The following is a 25,522-nucleotide window of genomic DNA, read 5'->3' on the forward strand; positions in this document are numbered from 1 at the left end:
TATATCAGGGTGGCGTGCGAAAAACCCCAGCCATCGCTATTTAAGCGATAACTGGGGCTCTATGATACCTGTATAGGCTTACCATTTGGATGAAGGTTTAACTTAGTATTGCAGGGTTAACCCAGCTGCTTATTCATAGATAGGAAGAACCTGATTTGTTTGCTCACGGTTACGGCCTACAGAGAAGATAGCAATTGGAATACCTGTCAGTTCGGAAACACGTTTCACATAGTTCTGTGTGTTCACAGGCAGATCTTCCAGCTTCTTCGCCGTAGTGATATCTTCGCCCCAACCTGGGAGCTCTTCGTATACCGCTTCACATTCTGCCAGCATTTTCAGGCTTGCCGGATAGTGAGTGATAACCTCGCCGCGGAATTTGTATCCTGTGCAGATTTTCACCGTTTCCAGACCCGTCATTACATCCAGGGAGTTCAGGGACAGACCCGTAATTCCGCTGACACGACGAGCGTGACGAACCACAACACTGTCGAACCAGCCGACACGACGCGGACGTCCCGTTACAGTACCGTACTCATGTCCGGTCTCACGAATTTGATCACCAACTGCATCATGCAGCTCTGTCGGGAAAGGACCATCTCCTACACGTGTTGTATAGGCTTTAGCCACACCGATAACCTGCTGAATTCGAGCTGGGCCAACACCGGAACCGATACATACGCCGCCTGCAGACGGGTTGGATGAAGTAACAAAAGGATACGTTCCTTGGTCAAGATCCAACATAACGCCTTGTGCGCCTTCAAATAATACTTTTTTGTTCTCATCGATGTATTCGTTGAGCACAACGGATGTATCACGTACGTAAGGACGCAGGATTTCCGCATATCCCAGGTAATCTTTCAGAATTTCTTCAACATCTACAGGCTCGCCGCCATAGACTTGCTCGATTACACGGTTTTTTTCTTTTACCAAATGACGCAGTTTCAGTTCGAACTCTTCCGCATCAAGCAGATCAACCATACGAATACCGATACGGGCTGATTTGTCCATGTAACATGGGCCAATTCCCTTGCCTGTTGTACCGATTTTGTTCGGGCCTTTGCTCTCTTCTTCCAATGCATCCAATACCATGTGATATGGCAAGATGATGTGTGCGCGTTCGCTGATGGACAGGTTTTTGGTCGTAAAGTCATTGTCGTGAATATAGTTAATTTCTTCAATGAGTGCCTTCGGGTTGATAACCATCCCGTTACCAATTACACATGCTTTATCTGTGTAGAAGATACCCGATGGGATCATCGTCAATTTATATTTTTTGTTATCGATCAGAATCGTGTGTCCTGCATTGTTACCGCCTTGGTAACGAGCAACCACATCTGCGGATTCCGCCAAATAATCCGTAATCTTGCCTTTACCTTCGTCTCCCCATTGCGTTCCCACTACAACTACCGTTGACATAGTACATACCTCCGTGGGTGCCTTGCGCACCTTTGTATTGGTCTGTCCGTCCTCTATCTCGGCAGGAATTTGAAGTGAAATTACCGCGGAGAAGCGTGCTAACGGACAGTGAAAATCCCCCTCGGTTTACATCCAAGGGAAGGTTTTCGCTGCTTTAACGCAGCAGTACTAGTGTACCAGTCCCTTTTTTCAAAGTCAAATCAAATGGCGAACAATTAGATATAGTCCAACTGTAATGTTCGGAATTGACTCCATATTTCGACGCAAAAAACCGGCGAAGCCAGTCAAATCTTGCTTGACGGCTAACCCCGGTTATACGCTACGCATTTAAATCAAACGCTATATGTCGTATTCACAACGTATTTATGAGTTCATATGATCTAACGGTTGATATCAGGGACAGACGATTTCACTTCCCAATCAAGCAGAGTGTGTCTGCCCCCTACATGGCAAAGGCATCATTATGTGCCCGTTCGTAGTTAACGAATTTATTAAAGTTTTTCAGAAAGACCAGTTCCACTGTACCTACCGGACCATTACGCTGTTTTGCGATAATAATCTCGATAATGTTTTTCTTCTCGGTCTCCTGGTTATAGTAGTCATCCCGGTACAGGAACGCAACGATGTCGGCATCTTGCTCGATCGAACCCGATTCCCGCAAGTCACTCATCATCGGACGTTTGTCCTGACGCTGCTCTACACCCCGACTCAGCTGAGACAAGGCAATGACCGGAACTTCCAATTCCCGGCCAATCTGTTTCAGTGTACGTGAAATCTCGGATACCTCTTGTTGACGGTTCTCGCCGGCTTTACCACGTCCACTAATCAATTGGAGGTAGTCAATCAGAATCATGCCGAGACCTTTCTCCTTCTTGAGACGGCGGCATTTCGCACGAATATCCGCTACAGTGATCCCTGGTGTATCATCAATGTAGATGTTTGCTTCGTTCAAGGCCGCAATGCCCATCGTCAGCTTCTGCCAGTCTTCGTCCCCTTTGAATTCCCCTGTACGAAGAACTCCGGCGTCCAGATTGGCTTCCGCACAGATCATCCGTTGTACGAGCTGTGCAGCGGACATCTCCAGACTGAAAATGGCTACCGTTTCTTGTGCCCGAATGCCTACATTCTGAGCGATATTCAAAGCGAAGGCCGTTTTACCTACAGATGGACGTGCCGCTACAATGATCAAGTCACTACGCTGGAACCCGGCTGTCATCTTGTCCAAATCGATGAACCCAGATGGAATGCCCGTTGTATTCCCCCGGTTCTGATGCAGCGTTTCGACTTTATCGAATACTTCCATGAGTACATCCTGAATGGCAATAAAACCACTACTGGATCGGCGGTTGGAAATTTCCAGAATGCGCCGCTCAGCTTCACCAAGCATGGCTGCGACATCCTCGCCGCCCGTATACCCTTCACTAACGATCTGCGTAGCCGTACGAATCAAGCGTCGCAGCATCGATTTCTCTTCGATAATCTGAGCGTAATAATCCACGTTCGCAGCAGTTGGAACACCATGAGCCAGCTTGGCCAAATAACTGACGCCACCGATGTCCTCGAGCTCGCCTTTATCCTTCAGTAGGGAAGTCAGTGTCACGAGGTCAATCGGTTGATTTCCCTCGCCAAGCTGGATCATTGCTTCAAAAATTAATTGATGGGGCTTATCATAGAAATCCTCGGTTTGCACCCGTTCCATCGCTGTAATCAGGGCTTCGCCCTGCAACAGGATTGCACCCAGCACCGCCTGTTCGGCTTCCAGGTTCTGTGGGGGAATCCGGTCGAATAACATTTCGCCGCCCATCTTACTCCTCCGTTACCTGTACCTTCAAGGTAGCCTTCACTTCAGGGTGAACCTTGACGGTAACTTGCGTTACGCCGAGTGTGCGAATAGGCTCGTCCAGTTCAATTTTGCGTTTGTCGACTTTCAGACCTTTCGCTGCCAGAGCTTCTGCGATTTGTTTGGTCGTGATTGCACCGAACAGACGGCCGCCTTCGCCGGATTTTGCTTTCAGTTCGGTCACTTCAGCTTCCAGCTTCTTAGCCAGAGCTTCCGCTTCTGCTTTCTCTTCCTGCTTACGTCTATCTTCCGCTGCCTTCTGGTTGTCCAATGTTTTCATGTTACCATCTGTTGCTGGACGTGCGATTCCCCGTGGCAGAAGAAAGTTCTGTGCGTATCCTTCAGACACTTCCTTCACTTGTCCTTTTTTACCTTGACCCTTCATATCTTTTATAAAAATGACTTTCATTCGAACAAACCCTCTTCCTTTTCGATTTCAGCCAGTACGTTCGTCAGCCGTTTTTCCGCCTCTCCAAGCGTTCCTTCAAGCTGCACGGCAGCATTCGTCAAATGTCCGCCACCGCCCAGTCGTTCCATGACCACCTGAACATTCATGCGCCCCAGCGATCTTGCGCTGATGCCAATCAGTCCATCCGGACGTTCACTAATAACAAATGAAGCGACCACGTCAGTCATATTTAACAATGTGTCCGCCACTTGGGCGATCATCATCTGTGGAATCTTGCTGCCTGGGTCCGTGACTGCCAGCGCAATGTTCCCGTATACCATTTTAGCATGCTTTATGATTTCTGCCTTAGCAATATATTCTGACAGATCTTCCTTCATCAGCCGCTGGATCATAATCGTGTCTGCGCCACTACGACGCAAGAAGCCTGCCGCTTCAAATGTTCTCGATCCCGTATGGAGTGCAAAATGCTTCGTATCCACTGTAATCCCCGCTAATAACGCCGTTGCTTCCAGCGGAGTGAATTGTACCTTGTCATGAATATACTGAAGAAGCTCGGTCACCAGTTCTGCTGCCGAGGAAGCATATGGTTCCAGATAGATCAGTACTGCATCGTTAATGAATTCTTCACCCCGGCGGTGGTGATCCACAACCACAACACGCGTAGCGGATTGAACCAGCTTCGGCTCCATGGTCATGGACGCCTTATGCGTATCAACCACAACGAGCAGTGTATGCTCCGTCATCATCTGGGTAGCCTGCTCCGGTAATACAAAGGCTTTGGACAGCTTTTCATCCTTATTCACCTGTTCCATCATGCGTTCAATGGAAGGATTGGGTCCATCCAGTACAATTCGTGCCTCCACATTGTACAGACTCGCCGCTTTCCATACTCCAATGGACGCGCCAATCGCATCCATATCGGGCATTTTGTGACCCATAATAATCACCCGGTCGCTCTCCTGCATCAGGTCACGCAGCGCATGTGCAATAACTCGGGCTCTTACCCGTGTACGTTTCTCCACCGCGTTGGACTTTCCACCGTAAAAGGACAATCGCTGTCCAGATTTTACGGCAGCCTGGTCACCACCACGGCCAAGTGCCATATCCAGACTGGACTGAGCCAGTTCACCCATCTCGCTAATGGTATCCGAACCGAATGCCAATCCAACACTTAGTGTCATCGGTACCTTAAGATCAGCGGTCATCTCCCGGACTTCATCGAGAATAACAAATCGGCTTTGCTCAAGTTCCTGCAAAGACTTATGATTCAACATCATGAGATAACGATCGGAGGATAGGCGGCGCAGATATACCTCATACCGCTTTGCCCATGATGTAATCTCACTCGTCACACGTGCAATCAGTGCAGTTCTTTGCTGGTCATCCATACCCTGGGCAGCTTCATCCAGATTATCTAGAACCAAAATACCCAGTGCAATGCGTTCGTTCTCATATTTGTCACGCAGAATGGCTAGCTCCGTAATCTCGTACACATATACGTATCGCTCCTGCGGATTATGGATAACTCCATAGTATCGATCATCCAACTGAAATTCGTCATGCAGTTCCTTGGACGACTCCTTGGACCCATCCTTTTTCTCCTTAGGTTGAGGAAGTTTGGGAAATAAATTTTGCAGTGGACTGCCTACCATTGTCTTCTCTTGGAACATGTCCGCGATGAAGCGATTATGCCACTCAACAGTACGATCTTCGCTGTACAGCACAATACCGAACGGGAGCATGCTGACCGCTTCCCCCTCCATTCGCTTAATCCGAATGGACAGGCCATTAATGTAGTCGTTAAGCTCACGACGGAACGCTAGCTCCGCCTTAATCATGACGATACCCAGCGCCGAAGCTAATATCAGACTAATTAAACCAAGCGTCCAGTTGTAGATGGTCACGAACATAACAAGCAGAAGCAGCAGTATGAACGCCCATACGGTATAGTAGCCGTGCCAGCGTTTCTTCAGAAATTTAGGCATGACTCATCACCCTATCGTTTTGGTTTCGATATTGCCTCGCGAAGCGGGAACGCCAGATCGATAATTCCGATAATCCGCAGCGGCCCGATGAAGAAGACTGCTGCCGCCAGCAAATACGGTACAACCGGATTCCATTTCTTTGTATGTGAGAGAAAGAAGAAGAAGCCGATAGCTTGAATCATGAAGCCCAAATTGATTAGAGGCGACAAGTTCATGGCAATCATGGTCCAGTATGTCCCATCGCTCTGCCTGGAGATGACCTCAAAGAGCAATGCCAGGAAGTAATACCAGATCAGGGCACGAGGCATGCGCCATTCACGTGCAGGCGGCAGCTTCGATACGGATACACCCATCACATTCAGGATAGGACGTGCGATCACGTGTGTAATAAGCGCCATCACCATGGATGTCACCACCAAAGCGAACGGAATCATGAGCTGTGTCTGCCTAGCAACATCCTGAGTCATTTCAGGTGTCCATACAAATCCATTTACCATCTGACTTGATGTATTCGTCAGAGGTTCAATTGTCAGCCTGACCACATCATCAATATAACTCGACAAATCAAATTGGAAGATTACACTTCCAATTAACAAGAGCAGCAGATACTCGGCCAGCATGGCTCCACTTCCCGCCATCAGTGCAAACAAGGCCGATTTCTTTTTCTTATATGCGTTGCCCATGACGATGGCAGGCAGCGTGAATAGAAGCAGTAATAACAAATAAATCGGGCTAAACACGGCCAAAATAATCGCCACCGGGACGAGATGCCATATAAATGATTTTACTGGTAGTGATGTAAACAAAATAACTCCTGGTATCATCATGAAAAATATAGCCAAAACCGATAAAGGAGTTAACAGCGAAAGTAGCAAGAGCAGATAAACTACGCTCCAGACAGCTGATTTAAAGCTAAATTTCAACAAATTCACCTCTTACGCATGTGATCTTCTAGCGCGGAAATATCCTGGTACCAGTCTTCTAGCTGGTGACCTTCCTGTTTATGCTTTTTCAATTTCTCAATAAGCAGTGCATCCAGATCCTTGAAAGGAATACCGAGCCTGCGGCCCAATATGTAACTACTCATCATCAAACTGGCGAGACTGTCCCCGATTCGGGTTGTACTGCCTTCCCATAACGCTTTAAATAATCGGGATACCTGATCAAGCACTTCGGTTTTCAGCCATTCAATCACTTTAGCGCGTTTGGCTACATCCAGTTCTTTAGGCATATTGGCGAAAGTCACTCTCCCCGAAAAAGCTTTATTCTCCATTATAGCATAAAAAGGGGGGCCGCAAAATTACCCAACAAGCGGAGAAGTCTCCGAAACTCATCTCAGGTTCTTTGCGGGGACCCCGTATAACGAATTCGTATTTTATCTAGTGCTAAATTCATGTAAGTTCGCTTTTTGTTCAGCTCTTCTTTAGTTTAACATGATACCGAACGGCTGTGTTTATCCACAATGCTGTAATGATATCGAAATTGGCCCTCAACTTATTTCACCTTCATGGATTCCTTGGCTACAATACCCTCGCAATATTCAATAATCTGGCTCCGTCTTACGATTCCGATGAAGCGCTCCATATCATCAACGACCGGTACAAAGTTCTGCACTTTGGCCAGATTGATCAAATCCTCCATGTTGGCTTCAATGGATACCGGCTTGATATCCAGGCGAAGTGGTACGTCTTTGAGCAGGAATTTTGAAGCGTTTTCAAATGAAATCTTCCCCTCAGAGTTCTTCATATACCACAACAGGTCACCTTCGGTTACCGTACCAATATATTTGCCTTCCTTATTCAAAATGGGTACCGCCGTGAACCGATGATACTCCATCCGTTCCAACGTTTGCCGTAGAGTAGAATCCGACGTTACACACGTAACCTCTTGTTTGGGCAGCAAAAAAAATGCAATGTTCATACCCTTACGTATCCTCCTTGTGAATTCATCAGTCACCTTATTACATTCAACTTACATAATACGCATTAGAACGAAAGATGTTCCAAAAGGACATGATTCTTTCTACAAAGAAAAAAAACAGCAGCCCGCCAATAAACGCACTGCTGATCGTTGTGTCTAAAACATAACTTCTGTATGGAATTGGTTACTCGATCTTCTGCCGGTCAGGAATCATCACTTCACCGGCTGGGGTCGACTCATCCATCCAGTTGCTAATCAGCTCTTTGGCATATTGGACATCTTTCTCATCTGCCTTGCCATAATAAATTCCGTTTTTCCGCATCCCTTCGCCCAAAATAGTGAAGCTTGAGATCTGCGGTTTTTCCTGAGTCATTACCTGCTTGGCCAGATCAATAATGAAGGAAGGCTGCATATCGGTCTGGAAGCTTTCTCCCATAATCTGAATCAATTCCGGGATTTTGCTGATGGCGTTCAAATTAAGCATCTCATTCGCCATGGCATTCAGGAAAATCTGCTGCCGCTTGGTGCGATTAAAATCGCTATCCTCACGGTATCTTACATAGTAAAGTGCTTCCTGCCCATCATAGATCGGCTTACCGCCTTCTATTGTGAACTGTACATGTTCAGGATTCTTGTTCACAATGTCCTCATCAATCGGCAGCTTCACGCCACCAAGTGCATCAACCACTTTTTTGATCCCGTCAAAGTTAATCGTTGCATAGTAACCTACATCCGCATCGAGGAATTTCTCCACCGTGTTAATAGACATATTCTCCCCACCAAAAGCGTAGGCATGCGCGAGCTTGTCATAATCATCCTCGCCATCCTTGTTGGCATCACGTCCCACAATCTGCACATAGGTGTCACGAGGGATGGATACCAAGAGTACGCGGGATTCTTTCGGACGAACAACGGCATAAATGACCGTGTCTGAGCGCCCACGCGTTTTCTCATAGGCACGTTTGTCCGAGCCAAGCAGCAACACTGAGAACGGTTCTTTTCGATATACCGTTGGGTCAGGCGTATTGTTGCCCTCCTGAGGAACATAAGAACGGGACAACTGATCTTCAACCGAACCAGCGAGAAACAGATCGAAGGCCGCTACTGCAAGCTGCTGACGAAACAAATAGCCCCCGATTAACAAAACAACGAGCGATACGAGCGTTATATATAGACCTTTTCTTCTTTTCTTTTTCTTATCTTTAGTTCTGCTTGTCATCCATCGATTCCTTCTTCACTGTCAAAATGAAATTCGATACTACTACTATATAAGTTGAATTTTAATTATCCTGACCCCGCAACGGTACAGTGTTCATTATTCGTCCAACTCATATACTTACCATTAAACGTGCGTAATGGCTTGTGACACGGTGTTCTCAGAAGTTTTCTTTATCTGAAAGGAAAACACCGCTCACGCTCGTTCTATTGTAATCATTGCTGGATGATGAAAAGTTACAATACGGTTAAATTGAAAAGAACAGCACTCCTTTTTTTACTGGCAAAAGGTGCACTGTTCTCTTGATGTGGAATGTCCATCCATTCAATTTGTTGAGACTGTCTCCACCCTATTCCTCTTCTCTTTATAACGCTGGCGTCCTGTAATAAGCGCAGCGACCAGCGTGAGCACACTGAAAATAACTGCAGACCAGAACAGCCCGCTATACCCCTCGCCGGTTGTCTGATGTAAAGCCTGCAGCAGTACATCTCGAATGCCCGGATCAGGAATTTGGGACAATCCTTCGGTTAAGCTGGAAATATCGCTCCCTGAAGCCGCACCGCCGCCAGACGCATATTGTTGGAGCGCTTCGGGCGGCACCTGAATGCCCTGATCTGCGAAACCTTGCTGGATATTAGATCCCAGGTTGGAGAAGGAGCGAGCCAGGAAACCGGCAAAAATGGTTGGCGCGATAGCCATAGCCATCTGACGGAACAAGGAACTGGTCGCTACCGCAATGCCCTTGTTGTTCTCACCTGCTTGCTCAGTAACCAGTACGTTCACTGGAGCTCCAAGCATCATACCGAAGCCGATCCCCACGAGTACACTCGCAATTACGAATTGCCAGATATGCTCTACCCAGAGCGGGAAGAGCAGGAAGCCGATGGCCGATAGCAATCCCGCTACAGATAACGTCCAGATTGGCCCTTTGCGGTCTACCAGATAACCGCCACCACCCGCACCAATTCCTGAAGCCAGAGCAAGCGGTGTAAACCAGTAGCCGGAGGCTGTGTTGGATACCCCGAGGTATTGCTCAACAAAGCCTGGAATGAAGATCACAGATGCCAGAATGGCTCCTGAGAAAAAGGCAATCAGCAGCGTCCAACGAAAGGACGCAATGCCCAGAAGCTGTGTAGATACAACAGGTTCACGATGTGATCCTTCCAGCCTTTTTTCAAGAAAGTAAAAGAGGACCAGAATGACCACACCTGCCAGGAAGAAGCCATAGAACATCGGTGAACCGAGACTTTGCAGCATATTTACGCCATCCAGATTGCTGAAGCTGTACATCAGACTGAGCACACCCAGCGTCAGGACCGCAATACCACTCCAGTCCACTGCTTTACGGCTCAGCTCCTGTTCTTCATGAATATAACGGATGCCTGCAATAAATAACAAAATGGCGATTGGTACATTAATCAAGAATAACCAATGCCAATTCCCCGTAATGTCGAGGATAAAAGCACCGATATTCGGCCCAAGAATCGCCGCAACCCCGTTCATACCTCCCAGAAGGCCCAAGGCTGTGCCCTGACGCTCCGCTGGGAACTTGCTTAATACGTAAGAGCTCGCAATGATAAAAATCCCGCCACCACCCAACGCCTGGATGACACGAGCAATCAGGAAGAAGATAAACGATGTGCTTAACGCAACGAGTAAAGACCCGATTCCGAATAAAGCCACTTCTATCAGAAACAGCTTCTTGCGTCCATAACGGTCGGAAAGCTTACCCGCAATCGGCACACTAACCGCAAGACCGAGCGTATAGAGCGTAATTGTCCATGCTCCCCACGTCGGCGACACGCCAAACGACGCATTTAAAGTCGTCAGGGATGATGTAATAATCCCGTTATCCAGCGCAGCCATAAACACCCCGATAGCGAATAGGATAAGCGGCCACTTCATTTGTTTTTGCATCACATGTTTCCTCCCCAATCAGATTGCAATCCAGCAGCGTCAGGCTGTAATGATACATATATATTAAACCGAATCGAATAAAAATGACTCACTGGTCATTTTAAAACAAAATGATTGTATATGTCAATTTGTTAATATGCTTGGATGCCATTTTGGACACCAAATCACCACGTTCATTCAACCTCCTTCTCTACAAAATAAACCGTCCCACAGGTTAAATAAAACCCGTGTGACGGTCTTCTTGTTTGAATAAACTATTTCTTATTTCTGCATCAGGTGACGATTCAGGAATTTTTCAATGGCACGATACAGATCCAGTTGATTTTCAACATTGGCAAAGCCGTGCCCCTCATTTGCTTTTAACATATAAGGCACATCCACACCGCGCTTGCGCAATGCCTCCACAATCTGATCGGACTCCGCCTGTTTGACACGTGGATCATTGGCGCCCTGAACTACGAACAATGGCGCTTTCATCTGATCAATATGGAAAAGTGGTGAGGCTGCTGTCAGCAACTCCTTGTCTTTCTCCGGATCACCCATCCGCTCATAGAACATATTGCGCTCCGACTCCCAGTAAGGCGGCAGTGACTCTAGCAGTGTGAACAGGTTGGATGGCCCTACATAGCTAATGCCTGCGGCATAAACATCCGGTGTGAAAGCCAACCCCGCCAGAGCAGCATAACCACCATAAGATCCACCATAGATGGCTACACGCTTCGCATCAACCGTTCCCTCTTCAACCAGCCAATTTACACCGTCTGTGAGATCGTCCTGCATCGCTTTACCCCACTCTTTGTTGCCGGCATCCAGGAATTCCTTGCCGTATCCAGTAGAACCGCGGAAATTTACCTGTAGTACGGCATAACCACGGCTTGCAAGAAATTGAATTTCAGGATTGAAACCCCACGAGTCCCTGGCCCAAGGTCCACCATGAGGAACAACAACCAGCGGCAATTGGGAAGCCTCAGTTCCTTTTGGAAGCGTCAGATAACCATGAAGCGTTAGGCCGTCACGTGACTTGTACGTGATGGGTTTTACATCCGACATTTTGCTCTCATCAATCCAAGGTGCCGCGTCAGCTAATTTATCGAGCTTACCAGACTTGGAATCGTAGAAGTAATACGTACCCATCGTTTTATCGCTATACGCAACGAACAGAACCTGACCTTCTTCACTTATGTTTGAAATGCTTACTTCTTTACCCGGAACTTTCGCCTGAATATCCTGCATCAATTTTTTGAAATCATTGTCGAAGTATTCATAGTTAACCTTGTCCGTCTCATAGACAGCTGCGAGGATTGTGCCTTTTTCTTTAGAAGGAACGAAACTGGATACATCCACATCCTTGTTTTCATAGATGGTTTTCGTTACTTTTTTGCTGCTTGGGCTGTATTCGACAATCGCAGTTTTATCCCGCTCCAGATTGGATACAGCATAGATGCTTTTGTTATCATACGTGAACATCACCGGCGCAAATGTTTCTCCAAGCTTGGTGGTCATCAAATTCTCAAATGGTTTATCTTCCGATTCACGATACATCAACGAAGAGACATTACCATCACTCGATATGGCCACACGGATTTTACCCTCATGGTCCGTGAGCCATCCCGTAATATTGCCCGGGTTCTCTGCAGCAAGTACAGCCTCACCGGTCTTGATGTTAATCCGGTACACGTCAAAGATCCGTGGATCACGTTTGTTCAGACCTACCAGAATTTCATCCGGAATATTCTCCAGCGAGTCTACCAAGATCGCTCTTGTATTCGGATATGGTGTCAGATCCTTGCTGTTCTTCCCATCGATATCTGTTACATAAATGTGGTAGTTTTCATCCCCTGCTTCATCCTTTACATACAACAGCTTATCCTTCGTCGCCCATACAAATCCCGCTATACTGCGTTCAGTCTCACTTGTGATACGTACCGACTTGTCCTGACCATTTTCCTTCACCACAATATTCATTCGGTTGTTCCAAGGCTCCATGTAAGCCAGATGTTTACCATCCGGAGACATTTGGAATCCTGCTTGAGCCGGCTGTTTGAAGAAGTCTTCCAGTGGTGTGAGACCTTCTGACTGCACATCAAGACCAAGAGCGAGGTACAGCGCATCAGCAAACTCACCATGGGTCACCGCATTTTTGGCGTTAAAGGCGCTGCCTTCGATAATAAAATGCTGCTTCAGACGAATGGCATCCTCCGTATGTACCTTCGGAATCTGCGACATATCACTGTATACAACCTGAATGCCATTATCCTTCAGTTCAAATGCCCGAGTAAACAACGATGCCATCTGTGCTCTTGTGAGAGGTGCATCTGGTGCATATCCTTTGGCTTGTCCTTGAATAAGACCACTTTGCTTCAGCGCGTAAATGGCAGGAGCAGCTTCATCCTTAGCCAACACATCTGCGAAACCTGTAAGAGCCGCTGGAGCATCCAGTTTAAGTACACGCTGTAGGATGATTGCCGCCTGAGCACGAGTAATTGGCGTTTGTGATTCTCTCATTCCATCTGTTGTGCCATCTATGTATCCCAGTTGCTGTAGGGTCTGTGTTGCCTTCGAAGCAATGGATTCAGCGACTGTCGCCGTAGGCTTCACCGCTTCTGCTGCCTGGACTGCTGGTTGAATCAGAGCGATGGACATCGCCATGCTAAGCGTGAGAGCATATACCTTTTTACTCATTGCGTTCAAACTAGTTCCCCCTTTAAAGTGAATTACATCATAAATTGGAATTATACGTAAATCATTTTACCATGATTCACCAAAGGTTAACAGCGTTGACAACCTCGAAGTTTGATTGCAGAGCTTTCAATGAATAACATGTCATGTAAATTTCAATTATCCCCTTATTTTGAACCGGAAAATCCATAATTGAACAGCTTGCGTGTCTCAACAAAGCGTCCCTCACGACTATCCGAACCCAGTACAACAGAGATCAGTCGTTTGCCATTTCGCTCAGCTGTCCCAACGAAGTGATAGCCGGAATCCTCATCATATCCGGTCTTCAATCCATCGTTGCCATCGTAAGCATAGGGTCCGCCAATAGAGGACAGCATCCAATTGGTGTTGCTCATATACATACCTTTCTGGTGCATCGATACCTGCATTTGGCTGGAAACTCTTAATATTTCAGGGTAATCATTTAACAGATAACGTGCAAGCCTACACGCATCTACAGCAGTCATTACGGTCTGCCCTTGTATTTCCTTGGGACGATTCGGACCAAGCAGCTTCACACTTAAACCGGTTGAATTGGTAAACACCGTTTTGTCAGACAGTCCGATTTCTGTAGCCTTCTGATTCATCTTTTGTGCAAAAGTCTGCTCTGTCCCACTAATATGTTCAGCCAGAGCAATAGCCGCGTCATTCGCGGAATAGACGGCTATAATCTGGAACAGCTCCTGCACAGTGAATTGCTCCCCTTGTTTCAGACCCAGGTGGCTGCCACCCACTGAACTTGCATATGCGCTGATCGTAACAGGGTCATCCCAACGTAACTCTCCGTTGATTACGGCCTCCATAACCAACAGCTCTGTCATCAATTTACTGATTCCCCCAGAGGCAATCTCTTCAGAACCATTAAAGTTGATTAAAATCTGTTCCGTGCTCATATCCATTAATACCGCCGATTCAGCTTTAATTCCCGGTTTGCCCACCAGCATGTCCGGTTTCACACCTAAATATATAATGACCAGTAGAGCCAGCAGCATTCCTGCCCGTATCCACCATCTTTTCATCAGAAAATCACCTCTTACAGATATAGACGAAGTGAAGAGGCATTTTGTCTGCAATTTTTATAAAAAAAGTTAAATTTTTTTTATTTTTTTGTTACCAAAAAAACATGGACCCCATACCCCCATGCCAGAGTGTACGGAATCCATGTTTTTAAGGAATATTTCTAAGGGTATAACTTTAAATATCGCAGTATTCTATCTCCTATTTTCCAACTAAAAGCTCAATATAGACAACAAGTGAGTTACCCTAACAGTTTTCCTGTGTATCAGTAATTAAGATATAAATGCTTTGTCAGTTACACTCTGAGCATTCGGAAGCGAGCGTGTTTTATAGTCCAACATCCAATAGATTCCGACCAGTATAACTACAAAACCACTCCATCCGATAACCTCCTTTCCATCCACCATCTGACCCACAATTCCACCTATTAAGGAACCAATAGGCATAGCAATTCCACTCAAGCTATAGGCAGCTGAAAAAACTCTTCCTAGCAGATTCGTAGGTATACCCTTTTGCAGATAAGTATTAATCAAAATGTTGGTTACACCACCAGGAAACCAAGCTAATCCGTATACGATTATCATCAACCACGGATAGGGGCAAAAAACAGAGAGCGTCCACAGCAAACCACTAAGCATGAAAGCTAAGGCATAAATTTTCCCCATTCCTATTGATTCTAACCTAAGATATGGTGCCGACAACGCTCCTAATAAACTTCCCAACGCTTGGGCCATTAGCAATAAGCCATATATCTCTGCACCTCCATATCCCTTACTGAATTGCGGCAAAACGACAAATGTTGCACCGCCCACCAAATTAATCAGGATTATTCCAAAAAGAAGTCGTGAAACTGTTTTGTTAAATAAGATTTGAATCCCTTCTGTAAGTTCAGAACCATATTTCTTGACAAGTTCTATTAGATTGTTAGGTCCCTCTCCACTTGACTTAAGGTGCTGTACCCTAGAGACTTTGATCATAGCAAAGAGGAGCGTACTCATCATGAACATAACCGAATCAAGAAGATAGATAGAAGTTGCCCCAATGGTTACCAATAGTATTCCTGCAAGAGCGTTGCAGCCTGTTTCAATGCCTTGATTGGCAAAGGTGAACATGGAATTAGCCTTGGAGAGATTTCGATCCTCAACAAATTGTGGTAAGGAGGACATCTGGGCCGGATAGACAAACATGTTGAACGTGGAGAGAATGGGAGAGACGATAAGAACAAGCCCCACATTTAGGAAACCCATGTAGTGTGCAATGGGAATTAATAAGAGCAATACCGCCTGTATTAACTGTGTATAGATTAGAAGTGAGCGGATATTAACCCGATCGATTATAGGGCCTGAAAAAAATTGAATAAATCTGGGGATTATCGTAAGAAACCCGGCTACTCCTGTATAAAAAGTAGATCCTCCCAATTCAGAGACCAGCCACATCGCTGCTACGGCGTAAAGGGAATCTCCGATATTCGTGACCACTCTCCCAAGAAACATAAGTAAAAAATTACGGTTACGAAGCATACTCATTGTTACACCCCCGTATTGTCACCAGTATCCTTTTTCTCCTTTGTTGACTTGATCTGGATTCCTACGCTAAACTCCTGACTTATTGTTAAAACATTATCCGTCATATGCATTGACGTTTTATCCACCCACCTCTCAAGCAGCTGTTTAAATTCTTCATGTAATTCATCCTTTTGATCGTTGGTAAGATCCAAACGAAGGATCAATGTAGTTACATCACTCGAGTCAAACTCATCAGCCAACACGGGATCGACAGTTCCAGATCCTATCGTATTAAACCATTTAGAGCGGGAAAGGTAGTATTTTTCAGTAACTCCCCCAACTTTCTTTTCCTCCACCATCTTAATCAGTCCACCATCGTACAATTTCATCATATGGTAATGGACATTCCCCCCTGATTCTCCGAGCATATCCGCTACTTGTTTTGCCGTCCTTGGAGTATGTAGCAACTGTTTAATAATTCGCACTCGAAGCGAATGTCCCAGCAGCTTCGCTTGCTCAATGGAAATGTTAAAAGATTCATCGCCGCTCATTCATGTTACCTCCTCTTCAAAAGTAATCGCACTAACAATCTGTTTTTATAGATTGACGATCTGCATAATTAGATTATCATGCTGAGCTTATTCTGTATACCCTTATTTTTCCTAAAAACTTATCTTCGTACGTGGGGATGTACACTACAATATTTAAAGCCAAATACCCACTTTCCATGTAGAAAGCGGGTTTAGTCAGCATCTTATAAATACTCAGGATATAAAATCCGAATAAATCCACCATTCCTTACTCGTACATAAAGACAAAAGACTAAGTTAACGTATAATTCACGTCACATTCCTTCAATACATTTGAGTCATGCGACACTAAAATTATGATTTTATCTAATTTAAGCTTGTGCAAATAATTAAGTAACCTCGATATAGATTGCAAATCCATAGCTGACGTCGGCTCATCCAAAATTAACACTTGAGAATCTTTAAGCAATGCTCGAGCAATACTAATTTTCTGCTTTTCTCCACCAGATATATTTTTACTCTGCTCATTAATAATGGAATCTAACCCAGCAGGGCTATTGTTTATATAATGATTTAGTCCAAGAATCTCCACTATTTCTTTCAATTTATTATTTGACTCATTATTTAACTCAAGATTATTTTTTATTGAATCATATATAACTGTAGATGCCTGGTCTGAATATCCAAATATCTTTTTTCTTAAGGTAACCATATCGATTTGCTCAATAGGCAAGTTATTTATATAAATATTACCTTCCATCTCTTTAGTGAACAAACCCATTAGAGAGAGGATAAGTGTAGTTTTACCCACACCATTCCTTCCAGAGAATGAGTACAACTTTCCTTTGTGAAATTCCAACTGAATCTCTCCAAGCAAAGCGTTTTCATTATATGAAAATCCGAAATTTTCAAACTTTATACTCTCTACAGTTTGTATTTCATTCTCTCCGATTTGCTCTATATCCCACTTCATTAACTCATTGATTCTTTGGTACGAAACTAGTGATTCCTGATAATCTCTTCCTAAATTAAAATAATAACTTATTGCATTCATCAACTGTTTAAAATAGCCTGCAATAATTACAAATGACCCTAAAGCAATATTCCCGTTAAAAATTTCTATAACACATATATAGTACACAACAATTTGTGCTATCCCCATTACCAATTTATCTAAAGAAAGAAAAAACTGAGAGAACTTTTGATATCTCATAAAGCTATCTTGAAACATTGTATAAGCATTTCGGAGTCTATTTTTGAAAAAATCATGAAGTGAGTGAACTTTAACGAACCAGGATAAATGTAGTTGCTCATTCATTTGTCCAAAATATATGCTTTGTTTCTCTTTAATCTCATTGGAGTAGAGAAATATAACTTTTCTAAGAGAAGTGTAGAGGAAGACATATATCATTAAAGAAACAAGTACAACAATAGCAATCATAATTGAAAGCTTAAATAGAATAACTAGACACAATGTAATGGTTATCCCATTTTTCAAGCTTAGTGTTATCGTTTGGAGAGTAAATTTGATCACAGAGCCTGCATCTTGACTTATTCTTTGATTCAAATAGGCAGAATTCATATTATTTAATCGTTTGATTTCTGCTTTATGAATATGTTGAACCACATCGCAACTGATATTATATGCAATATCAACTTGCATTCTCGAATAAATAATTCCTGTTATATAGTTAATCACAATGATGATTATATTTGTGAATGTAAGTAAAAATATAATTTGCATAATGCGATGCAAACTTTCTGAACTTGACAAAAGATCTACTAAAGTTCCTGTTATATAAGTCAACATAACAACTAAAACGGTCACCAGAATACCTAACAAAACATAGCTTAGACATAGGAATTTTCTTTTCTTGATATAGTATAAGCCGTATCTAAGTAAATCCATGCCTATTCCTCAACGTATTCTGAACTAATTTTTTTAATCTCTTTTATTAGGTAGCTTCTGTCGTTCCCGGTAATCATTATAGGGTTACTATTGAGAATATTAAGTGTTTTAGGATCTGTAATCTTATCTTTAGGAATATGTCCTGTCTGCTTTCTCAATTCTTTTATAAATGCAATGTTAGTTTTTATTAAATCTTCAGTAGCACTATTAACTAAGCTAAAAAATCTATCCAATTGATTGACGAATTCATTGCAACTTTTAAAGGTAATACTGTTGGTATCGGCCATATGACCACTCACTAAATCGGCGACTTCTGAGAACAATAATTCTACCTCTATTTTTTCAGAATCTTTTGAAATACAATATTGGAAATCTAATTGAAGAGCAGCTTCTATATTTTTTTGTATTTTACTATACAAAACACTGAAATGATCCTGCACTTCACCACGTACACTTTTAACACAACAAACCTGACGGTATATATTATATTCATTAGCCTCAAGAATAGCTTGCGTGTCACCGGTGACTAAAATGACGGGGATGCCTTTGCTTCCCAACCACCTACAATATAATTCAACTTCTCCTATAGCTTTGTTATTTAACCATATATTTTTTATATCTGGACGTAATGTGTGCGGATATAAACCGTCACTTCTACTTTTCCCGTGAAATCCAGCCAAAATGGCAAAATCATATTTTTGATCAAATGAAACATTCGTTACTTTGGATACCAATTCAACTTTCCCGACAAGTACCTCTTCACTAAGGTAGTCCCCATTACTATGAGCATCACAAACAGTAATCTTGTTAATCCCCTTTTTATTCAAACATTCAATGTATACATTAATTTCATCCGAAAAAAATCTTCTACAATTTTCAATTTCATCTAAAGATTGAACGCCACTTATGCCCTCCAAATCAGCAATAATTAATGCATTCATGTCTTCGGTATCCCCTCTTCGAATTTAGATGTTATTTATTACTTTTTGATGTTTGGTGTTATAAATATTGGGTATTTGCTCATATAATTCATCCATGCAGTAGCTGCAATTTGGCAACATCAAATTATCATCATTAAATATCAAAGGACAACCGCCCCCACATATTAACGCATATTTACATTGACTGCATTGTTCAATATTACTTACATTTCTATTGATAATAGAATTTTGCTTCGTTTCAACTTTCGGATAATACTTTCCAATTGAAAACCTTTCTTTCCCTACCGAAAGAATACAAGAATAAATATTTCCTTCTGAATCATAAAATCGACTATTTGTATGGGCTCTGCAAGGTGTAATTATAGGTTTAATGGGCTTGTTTAAAGTAAAAAACTTGGTTATAGGAAGCGAGGAGCTGAGATATTGATTAATGGATTCTTTCTTCTTAAAGACTGTATTTTTCAGGTCATTCTGCATTAGTTCCTGATTTATTTTTGAACGTTTTTCTCCAGACGTATCGAATATGGTTGCCATTTCAAAAGATAGAATATCGGTGAACTCCTTGTACTGCTCCAATAAGATATCTCTGTGGTTGATACAATCAACATAGTTTTCTTCACTCATATTCATTCTGATCTTTATAGGTATACCGTTTTCCAGATAGCTTGTTACCCCTTTCATGATTTTAGTATAAGTACCTTTTCCATTTTTCAAGCATCTACTAAGATCATGAGTTGCCTCTGTTCCATCAATGGTGACTTGCACTTGTTTTACATCTATTTTCTTGAATATATCGATATACTCATCAAGGTAGTATCCGTTTGTTATCACTGAGTAGCTATATTTGTTATAGTTACTTGTTATATAGTTAATTATTTTCCTATTACTAATTAATAAAGGTTCTCCACCAAAAAGGGTTATGTGTTCTAAGTGCCCCCCTGATAATGAGATTGCTTTATCTACCATATCCTCCGTTATTATCTTCTTACTCCCACTTTCTTCGAGCGCCTCATAGCAATACGGACAGGAAAAATTACAATTATAGGATAAAACCAGAGCTATTTCTTTTAACTTTTCTTTTTCGTTTTTATTTTGATCCAAAAGTTGGTCCATCAGAGTTTCTCTGATTGAACTTTCTATAGTTTTGTTCTTGACTATGTACCCCCTTTTGCTCATTTGTTTAAACAGGGTATCTTCGTCGTGATTTAGACAATTAACAATCCCCTCTTCCTTCCATCTCTCAATGGTATTCATACTTTTGTTATCAACCACATCCAATAACCCATTTAATGTGTTCACAAGTAATATCTCTTGAGGATTTAATCTTACACTAACCAAGTTTTCTATTACTATCATTCTCTAATCCCCCTCAAAGTTTTTAGGCGTTACTCTTTTTATCTCCTAAATATAGAAAGGAAAACTGATCTATTAATCCGCTGTCTTTGAACCCTCCACAATACTTTTTAACACCCTTCATTTCAGCAATCATAGGACATCCGCCTAAACAGACGAATTTATAAATACATTCCTTACACTCCTCATCTTCAAACACATTGCGATTAGCCAGTGCTAATACTTTCTCACCATTAAAAGATACTTCTGGATAGTACGTACCGACAATACCTTTCTGAACATCCAAACAATCACATAAGTAGACAGAACCATTAGGCGAGAAAAAGTAGTTTGAAAGAAATCTAGTATCACAACGATTAAAATTAGGTAACATCCTAGAGTTATGGTCTCTTTCTAAGATCCTAGATAAACAAGAAAAACAATGATAAAAGTTCATATTATGCATACCGAGATCATCCGCGAAATAACTCTTTATTTTAGCAATATCATCTGAACTATTATATTGTTCATTTATATCCAATGGATTTTGAAAATCATTAACAACATTAATATTATAGGTGCAATTAGGACTATTTAATATTTGTTGAATCTGTAAATAATTCAGCAAATCTGAAACAAATATATAGTTGGTTTTGTCTATTGTCACTTTTATCTGTATATTTTGACCATTAGTAAGCAATTTTTTGATACCATTAATAATATCATCATAGATACTATCTTTAACCTTCTTATTACTGTATCTTCTTTCTAAATGAACGTCTTTGATCCCATCTAAAGATATACAAAACTCTTTGATTTGGGAAAAAGGTAACAGGTCATAATACTTAAGTACGTTCACTCCATTTGTGTATAATATCAATTTTGAAAGTGGCCATTTACTGGCGATATAATTTATTATTCTAACAGTTTTCTTGTTTAGTAATGGCTCTCCACCAGTAATTCTTATATACGGAGTTCTTGCTACCACACCAGATTCATAAGAGGCGATGTAATAGAATTCTTGAATTGCATCAACCTGATCCTCGTTCATAAATGTATGACTCCTATAATCTTCCTCAAAACAATAGTAACAGTTCATATTACATGCATGGGTCAGTTGGATCGAGAATCTAAAATCTTCACGAGTAATAGATAATTCCTCTTTATATCTTTCATATAGTAACTTTTCTATTTTTCTTAACTCTTCATTTTCAAGAAATTGTCTCTCATTAATCAGTTTTGCGTGTAGTTCCTTTTCTTCTTCTGTAAAGTTGGCATAGTTTTGTTTTTTTTCTATCATCCCTAGCAGAATTCTCAATTCAGTCTTCTTCAAAATCCTCCTTCTAAAAGAAGAGAGATTTAGAAGGAATGGAGGATAGTTACTCGAAGTATTCACTATTAAGTTTCCATAAATATTCATTAATCATTCCCCTTTTTGACACAATCCGGTTATATCTTCTCATTCTAGAAGTATCTAGTTTGTATTTCTTAGGCTTTGAAATCGAACCTGGGTTTTTGAAAAGACGCAAGTTTAATTTCAAAGCCTGATAAAGAGAACTAAACATATTATTCTTAAGGGTTCCTGATACTACAGAATTGTGCATTTACCATAGAAGGATCATGGCCGGAGCCTCCACAATTGGGTGCAATGCATGTATTAGTCATAAAAGCGTTAACCATATCATCCAGTTCATCATCTTCAACCTCGTCATTCCATATCAAATCAATAAGGGACTTCATATATTTTCACCTCCTCTCCTGGATGAATATGAAAATATTTATTTCTTATTTCACTTTATACTTATTATGTAAATTCATCTATGAAAGTTATCATTGACTTTTATATAAAATCCTTTTTTTGTTTTAAAATACAAAAAAAGCACAAGAGACGGCAATATTGCCAATCACTTGTGCTTTTTTTAGGAAGGCTTTCCAACTCGTTCAGAACCCCAATTCCTTACGCTGGACATGCCCATCTTTGACTCTTTACTTATTAGACTAGGTGACAAGCTACAAAATGTTGATCTCCGACATCACGATATTCTGGTATCTGTTGCTTGCAAATATCAGTAGCCAATGGACAGCGCGTATGGAACTTGCAGCCGGAAGGCGGATTGGCTGGACTTGGAATATCCCCTTTCAAGACAATTCGCTCACGACGCAACGTTGGATCTGGTATAGGAACTGCAGACAGCAGAGCCTTGGTATATGGATGAAGCGGATTGCGGAACATTTCTTCCTTGCTTGCCATCTCTACCATGGAACCAAGATACATGACCCCGATACGATCACACAAATGCTCCACCACACTAAGGTCGTGGGAAATGAAAAGATAGGTAAGCTGCTTCTCCTGTTGCAGATCACTCAATAGATTGATAATTTGAGCTTGAATAGATACATCCAAGGCGGATACAGGTTCGTCCGCTACGATAAAATCAGGATTCATAATCAATGCCCGAGCAATACCGATACGCTGTCGTTGTCCGCCGGAAAATTCATGTGGATAACGATCATAATGATAGGCTGCAAGCCCGCAAATTTTTAGTGTCTCAATGACTCTGTCTTTCACTTCACTCCGGCTGCACAGGCCATGGTCAATAAGAGCCTCACCAATGGCTTCGCCTACCTTGATTCTTGGATTAAGCGAACTAAATGGGTCCTGGAATACAATCTGCATTTTAGGTCGAAGGGAACGAAGCTTCGTTTTATCCAATGCATGTATGTCCTCACCCTTAAACACAACCTTGCCATCCGTCTTATCCAACAAACGGAGGATTGTACGACCAATCGTACTTTTACCGCAACCGGACTCGCCTACAAGTCCGAAAGATTCACCTTTATTAATTTGAAAAGAGACGTCATCTACGGCTCTTACGTTTCCAACTACCCGTTTGAATACTCCGCCAGTGATTGGAAAGTATTTTTTTAGATTTTGTATCTCGATCAATGCCTCAGCCATATTATTTCGCCTCCTCCTCATACAACCAGCAAGCAACTTTATGGCCAGTAGCGTCAGTATGTAGAGGTGGTTCCTTCTCACGACATACATTCATACAAAACTCACATCTGTCGTGGAAGTGGCAATTCTGTCCCAATTCAATAGGATTAGGAACCTGACCCGGGATGGAATACAGTCTGTCCTGCTTCTGATTGATCACCGGCTTGGCTTTTAACAAGCCTTGCGTGTATGGATGCTTGGGTGACTTGAACAGCTCGTAAACCGAAGCCTCTTCAATCACTTTACCTGCATACATGACAACCACATAATCGGCCATTTCTGCAACGACTCCTAGATCATGAGTAATTAGCATAATGGACGTATTTATTTTATCCTTGATGTCACGCATCAAGTCCAGAATCTGAGCCTGAATCGTAACATCCAATGCAGTTGTCGGCTCATCAGCAATCAAGAGCTTAGGATTGCAGCTCAGTGCAATTGCAATCATAATCCGTTGCCTCATGCCACCACTGAGTTCATGCGGATAAGAATCATATATTTTCTCAGGGCGAGGAATTCCCACCATTGTAATTAACTCGATAGCGCGCGCCTTTGCTTCCTTACGGCTCAACAGTGTATGGAGCAATATGGGCTCGGTAATTTGCTCTCCAATCGTCAGTACCGGATTTAGAGAAGACATCGGTTCCTGGAAAATTACAGATATATCATTGCCACGGATTTGGCTCATATCACCTTTACTGAGCTTCAAAAGATCCTTGCCTTCAAACAATATTTCCCCGCCTGCAGGAGGGGTATCCACGAGGCGCATCAGAGACATCGCTGTAACACTTTTTCCGCAACCTGATTCACCCACAACACAGAGAGTCTCTCCTTCACGGATATTGAAACTCACGTCATCGACGGCTTTCACGACTCCAGCAGATGTATGAAAATGCGTTTTGAGATTGCGGAATTCAACTAAGTTTTTTGCCATATCGCATCTCCTACTTCTTCATTTTTGGATCAAGCGCATCACGCAGTCCGTCACCAATCAAGTTAATCGCTACAACCGTTATTAATATGCATATTCCCGGAGGAATCCAGAGCCATGGTCTTTTACGGAATTCGATAATACCGTTCGCCTCAGAAATCATATTCCCCCAGGATGGGGTTGGTGGAACTACCCCAAGTCCCAAATAACTTAGCGCAGATTCAGCCAAAATCGCGGAAGCCACACCCAGCGTAGCGGATACAATAATAATTGGAACAGTATTCGGAAGTAAATGTCTAAATATTTTACGACGATCGCGTAATCCTAGTGCCTCAGTAGCCTGCATAAACTCTTGCTCCCGAAGCGTTAGAATCTGTCCACGAACCAGCCTTGATAGGCCGGGCCACGACAGAATACCCATAATCAGCATCAAAAAATAAATCCGGTCCTGTGGAGGTACCTTCAAATCAGACAACAACGCCCCTAAAATGATTAGAAGAGGCAGCGTAGGAATCGACATAAAGATCTCAGCAATACGCATGATAAATGAATCAATAAATTTTCTATAAAACCCCGCCAAGGCTCCGAGTGTGGCGCCTAAAACAACTGAAATAAACGTAGCGACCACTCCGACCATAATCGAGATCCGGCCAGCCAACATTACGCGCAGCAACACATCCCGACCCAACTTGTCTGTTCCCAACCAGTGCGTGCTGCTCGGTGATTGGTTTTTGTCTATTACTTTATAATCGTTTATGCTAAACGGAGAAATCCAAGGTCCGAAGCAACAAATGAGAACCATCATTACAAGTATTAAAAGTCCTGCCAATGCAAGCCGATTCCGGGAAAAGCGTCGTATTGCAATCCGCCAAGGAGAATCGGGCTGCCGGACAGGAACCTGTGCTTTCGATTTTAGTGGTGCAGCCTCAAGTGACAAT

Annotated in this window: 20 protein-coding genes; all 20 read right to left on the minus strand. The window is 42.6% G+C overall.

Annotated elements, in window-relative coordinates; genetic code table 11:
• Positions 1-129: 129 nt before the first annotated feature.
• A complete protein-coding gene (locus MHB49_RS34020) occupies positions 130-1,416 on the minus strand; it encodes an adenylosuccinate synthase (RefSeq protein ID WP_405154584.1) in 1,287 nt (428 codons plus the stop codon).
• Positions 1,417-1,858: 442 nt separating this feature from the next.
• Entirely contained in the window at positions 1,859-3,220 is a 1,362-nt protein-coding gene (gene dnaB, locus MHB49_RS34025) for a replicative DNA helicase (protein ID WP_247900082.1), read from the minus strand.
• 1 nt (position 3,221) lies between these two features.
• Positions 3,222-3,665: a 50S ribosomal protein L9 gene (rplI, locus tag MHB49_RS34030; RefSeq protein ID WP_247900083.1), complete on the minus strand. Its 444-nt coding sequence runs from the start codon at positions 3,663-3,665 to the stop codon at positions 3,222-3,224.
• Positions 3,662-5,650, minus strand: coding sequence for a DHH family phosphoesterase (locus tag MHB49_RS34035; RefSeq protein ID WP_405154585.1), 1,989 nt, complete (start codon positions 5,648-5,650; stop codon positions 3,662-3,664). Before MHB49_RS34035 ends, rplI begins: the two co-directional genes overlap by 4 nt.
• Positions 5,651-5,661: 11 nt before the next feature.
• Positions 5,662-6,582 carry a DUF2232 domain-containing protein gene (locus tag MHB49_RS34040; protein WP_247900085.1) on the minus strand — a complete coding sequence of 307 codons (921 nt, stop codon included), beginning with the start codon at positions 6,580-6,582 and terminating at the stop codon, positions 5,662-5,664.
• Entirely contained in the window at positions 6,579-6,881 is a 303-nt protein-coding gene (locus MHB49_RS34045) for a MazG-like family protein (protein WP_076287192.1), read from the minus strand. Before MHB49_RS34045 ends, MHB49_RS34040 begins: the two co-directional genes overlap by 4 nt.
• Before the next feature lie 263 nt (positions 6,882-7,144).
• Positions 7,145-7,570, minus strand: coding sequence for a CBS domain-containing protein (locus tag MHB49_RS34050; RefSeq protein WP_024629546.1), 426 nt, complete (start codon positions 7,568-7,570; stop codon positions 7,145-7,147).
• Between the two features lie 184 nt (positions 7,571-7,754).
• On the minus strand, positions 7,755-8,789 hold the full coding sequence (locus tag MHB49_RS34055) for an LCP family protein (RefSeq protein ID WP_405154586.1): 1,035 nt from the start codon (positions 8,787-8,789) through the stop codon (positions 7,755-7,757).
• Positions 8,790-9,110: 321 nt separating this feature from the next.
• The gene (locus MHB49_RS34060; protein ID WP_405154587.1) at positions 9,111-10,703 is read right to left on the minus strand and encodes an MFS transporter; all 1,593 of its coding nucleotides are present in this window, start codon (positions 10,701-10,703) and stop codon (positions 9,111-9,113) included.
• A gap of 261 nt (positions 10,704-10,964) precedes the next feature.
• Positions 10,965-13,385 carry an alpha/beta fold hydrolase gene (locus MHB49_RS34065; RefSeq protein WP_405157309.1) on the minus strand — a complete coding sequence of 807 codons (2,421 nt, stop codon included), beginning with the start codon at positions 13,383-13,385 and terminating at the stop codon, positions 10,965-10,967.
• A 164-nt stretch (positions 13,386-13,549) separates the two neighbouring features.
• The gene (locus tag MHB49_RS34070; RefSeq protein ID WP_405154588.1) at positions 13,550-14,440 is read right to left on the minus strand and encodes a D-alanyl-D-alanine carboxypeptidase family protein; all 891 of its coding nucleotides are present in this window, start codon (positions 14,438-14,440) and stop codon (positions 13,550-13,552) included.
• Positions 14,441-14,710: 270 nt separating this feature from the next.
• The gene (locus MHB49_RS34075) at positions 14,711-15,964 is read right to left on the minus strand and encodes an MFS transporter (RefSeq protein ID WP_247900089.1); all 1,254 of its coding nucleotides are present in this window, start codon (positions 15,962-15,964) and stop codon (positions 14,711-14,713) included.
• Between the two features lie 2 nt (positions 15,965-15,966).
• Positions 15,967-16,494: a transcriptional regulator gene (locus MHB49_RS34080; RefSeq protein ID WP_247900090.1), complete on the minus strand. Its 528-nt coding sequence runs from the start codon at positions 16,492-16,494 to the stop codon at positions 15,967-15,969.
• A gap of 271 nt (positions 16,495-16,765) precedes the next feature.
• Entirely contained in the window at positions 16,766-18,382 is a 1,617-nt protein-coding gene (locus MHB49_RS34085; protein ID WP_405154589.1) for an ATP-binding cassette domain-containing protein, read from the minus strand.
• A gap of 2 nt (positions 18,383-18,384) precedes the next feature.
• Positions 18,385-19,323, minus strand: a complete 939-nt coding sequence (locus tag MHB49_RS34090; RefSeq protein ID WP_247900092.1) for a M55 family metallopeptidase — start codon at positions 19,321-19,323, stop codon at positions 18,385-18,387.
• Between the two features lie 24 nt (positions 19,324-19,347).
• Positions 19,348-20,679, minus strand: coding sequence for a radical SAM/SPASM domain-containing protein (locus MHB49_RS34095; RefSeq protein WP_247900093.1), 1,332 nt, complete (start codon positions 20,677-20,679; stop codon positions 19,348-19,350).
• 22 nt (positions 20,680-20,701) lie between these two features.
• On the minus strand, positions 20,702-21,955 hold the full coding sequence (locus MHB49_RS34100; protein ID WP_247900094.1) for a radical SAM/SPASM domain-containing protein: 1,254 nt from the start codon (positions 21,953-21,955) through the stop codon (positions 20,702-20,704).
• A 693-nt stretch (positions 21,956-22,648) separates the two neighbouring features.
• Positions 22,649-23,614, minus strand: a complete 966-nt coding sequence (locus MHB49_RS34105; RefSeq protein WP_247900095.1) for an ABC transporter ATP-binding protein — start codon at positions 23,612-23,614, stop codon at positions 22,649-22,651.
• 1 nt (position 23,615) lies between these two features.
• Positions 23,616-24,587, minus strand: coding sequence for an ABC transporter ATP-binding protein (locus MHB49_RS34110; protein WP_247900096.1), 972 nt, complete (start codon positions 24,585-24,587; stop codon positions 23,616-23,618).
• Between the two features lie 10 nt (positions 24,588-24,597).
• Positions 24,598-25,521 (minus strand): oligopeptide ABC transporter permease, encoded by a 924-nt coding sequence (gene opp4C, locus MHB49_RS34115; RefSeq protein ID WP_247900097.1) that lies wholly within the window; start codon positions 25,519-25,521, stop codon positions 24,598-24,600.
• Position 25,522 lies beyond the last annotated feature (1 nt).

It is taken from the genome of Paenibacillus sp. FSL K6-0108, from assembly GCF_045040695.1.
Classification (GTDB): domain Bacteria; phylum Bacillota; class Bacilli; order Paenibacillales; family Paenibacillaceae; genus Paenibacillus; species Paenibacillus pabuli_B.

Excerpts from the sequence above, each read along its gene's own strand:
- MHB49_RS34020 (WP_405154584.1), bottom strand. The coding sequence starts at position 1,416 with ATGTCAACGGTAGTTGTAGTGGGAACGCAATGGGGAGACGAAGGTAAA.
- dnaB (WP_247900082.1), bottom strand. The coding sequence starts at position 3,220 with ATGGGCGGCGAAATGTTATTCGACCGGATTCCCCCACAGAACCTGGAA.
- rplI (WP_247900083.1), bottom strand. The coding sequence starts at position 3,665 with ATGAAAGTCATTTTTATAAAAGATATGAAGGGTCAAGGTAAAAAAGGA.
- MHB49_RS34035 (WP_405154585.1), bottom strand. The coding sequence starts at position 5,650 with ATGCCTAAATTTCTGAAGAAACGCTGGCACGGCTACTATACCGTATGG.
- MHB49_RS34045 (WP_076287192.1), bottom strand. The coding sequence starts at position 6,881 with ATGCCTAAAGAACTGGATGTAGCCAAACGCGCTAAAGTGATTGAATGG.
- MHB49_RS34050 (WP_024629546.1), bottom strand. The coding sequence starts at position 7,570 with ATGAACATTGCATTTTTTTTGCTGCCCAAACAAGAGGTTACGTGTGTA.
- MHB49_RS34055 (WP_405154586.1), bottom strand. The coding sequence starts at position 8,789 with ATGACAAGCAGAACTAAAGATAAGAAAAAGAAAAGAAGAAAAGGTCTA.
- MHB49_RS34060 (WP_405154587.1), bottom strand. The coding sequence starts at position 10,703 with ATGCAAAAACAAATGAAGTGGCCGCTTATCCTATTCGCTATCGGGGTG.
- MHB49_RS34065 (WP_405157309.1), bottom strand. The coding sequence starts at position 13,385 with ATGAGTAAAAAGGTATATGCTCTCACGCTTAGCATGGCGATGTCCATC.
- MHB49_RS34070 (WP_405154588.1), bottom strand. The coding sequence starts at position 14,440 with ATGAAAAGATGGTGGATACGGGCAGGAATGCTGCTGGCTCTACTGGTC.
- MHB49_RS34075 (WP_247900089.1), bottom strand. The coding sequence starts at position 15,964 with ATGAGTATGCTTCGTAACCGTAATTTTTTACTTATGTTTCTTGGGAGA.
- MHB49_RS34080 (WP_247900090.1), bottom strand. The coding sequence starts at position 16,494 with ATGAGCGGCGATGAATCTTTTAACATTTCCATTGAGCAAGCGAAGCTG.
- MHB49_RS34085 (WP_405154589.1), bottom strand. The coding sequence starts at position 18,382 with ATGGATTTACTTAGATACGGCTTATACTATATCAAGAAAAGAAAATTC.
- MHB49_RS34090 (WP_247900092.1), bottom strand. The coding sequence starts at position 19,323 with ATGAATGCATTAATTATTGCTGATTTGGAGGGCATAAGTGGCGTTCAA.
- MHB49_RS34095 (WP_247900093.1), bottom strand. The coding sequence starts at position 20,679 with ATGATAGTAATAGAAAACTTGGTTAGTGTAAGATTAAATCCTCAAGAG.
- MHB49_RS34100 (WP_247900094.1), bottom strand. The coding sequence starts at position 21,955 with ATGATAGAAAAAAAACAAAACTATGCCAACTTTACAGAAGAAGAAAAG.
- MHB49_RS34105 (WP_247900095.1), bottom strand. The coding sequence starts at position 23,614 with ATGGCTGAGGCATTGATCGAGATACAAAATCTAAAAAAATACTTTCCA.
- MHB49_RS34110 (WP_247900096.1), bottom strand. The coding sequence starts at position 24,587 with ATGGCAAAAAACTTAGTTGAATTCCGCAATCTCAAAACGCATTTTCAT.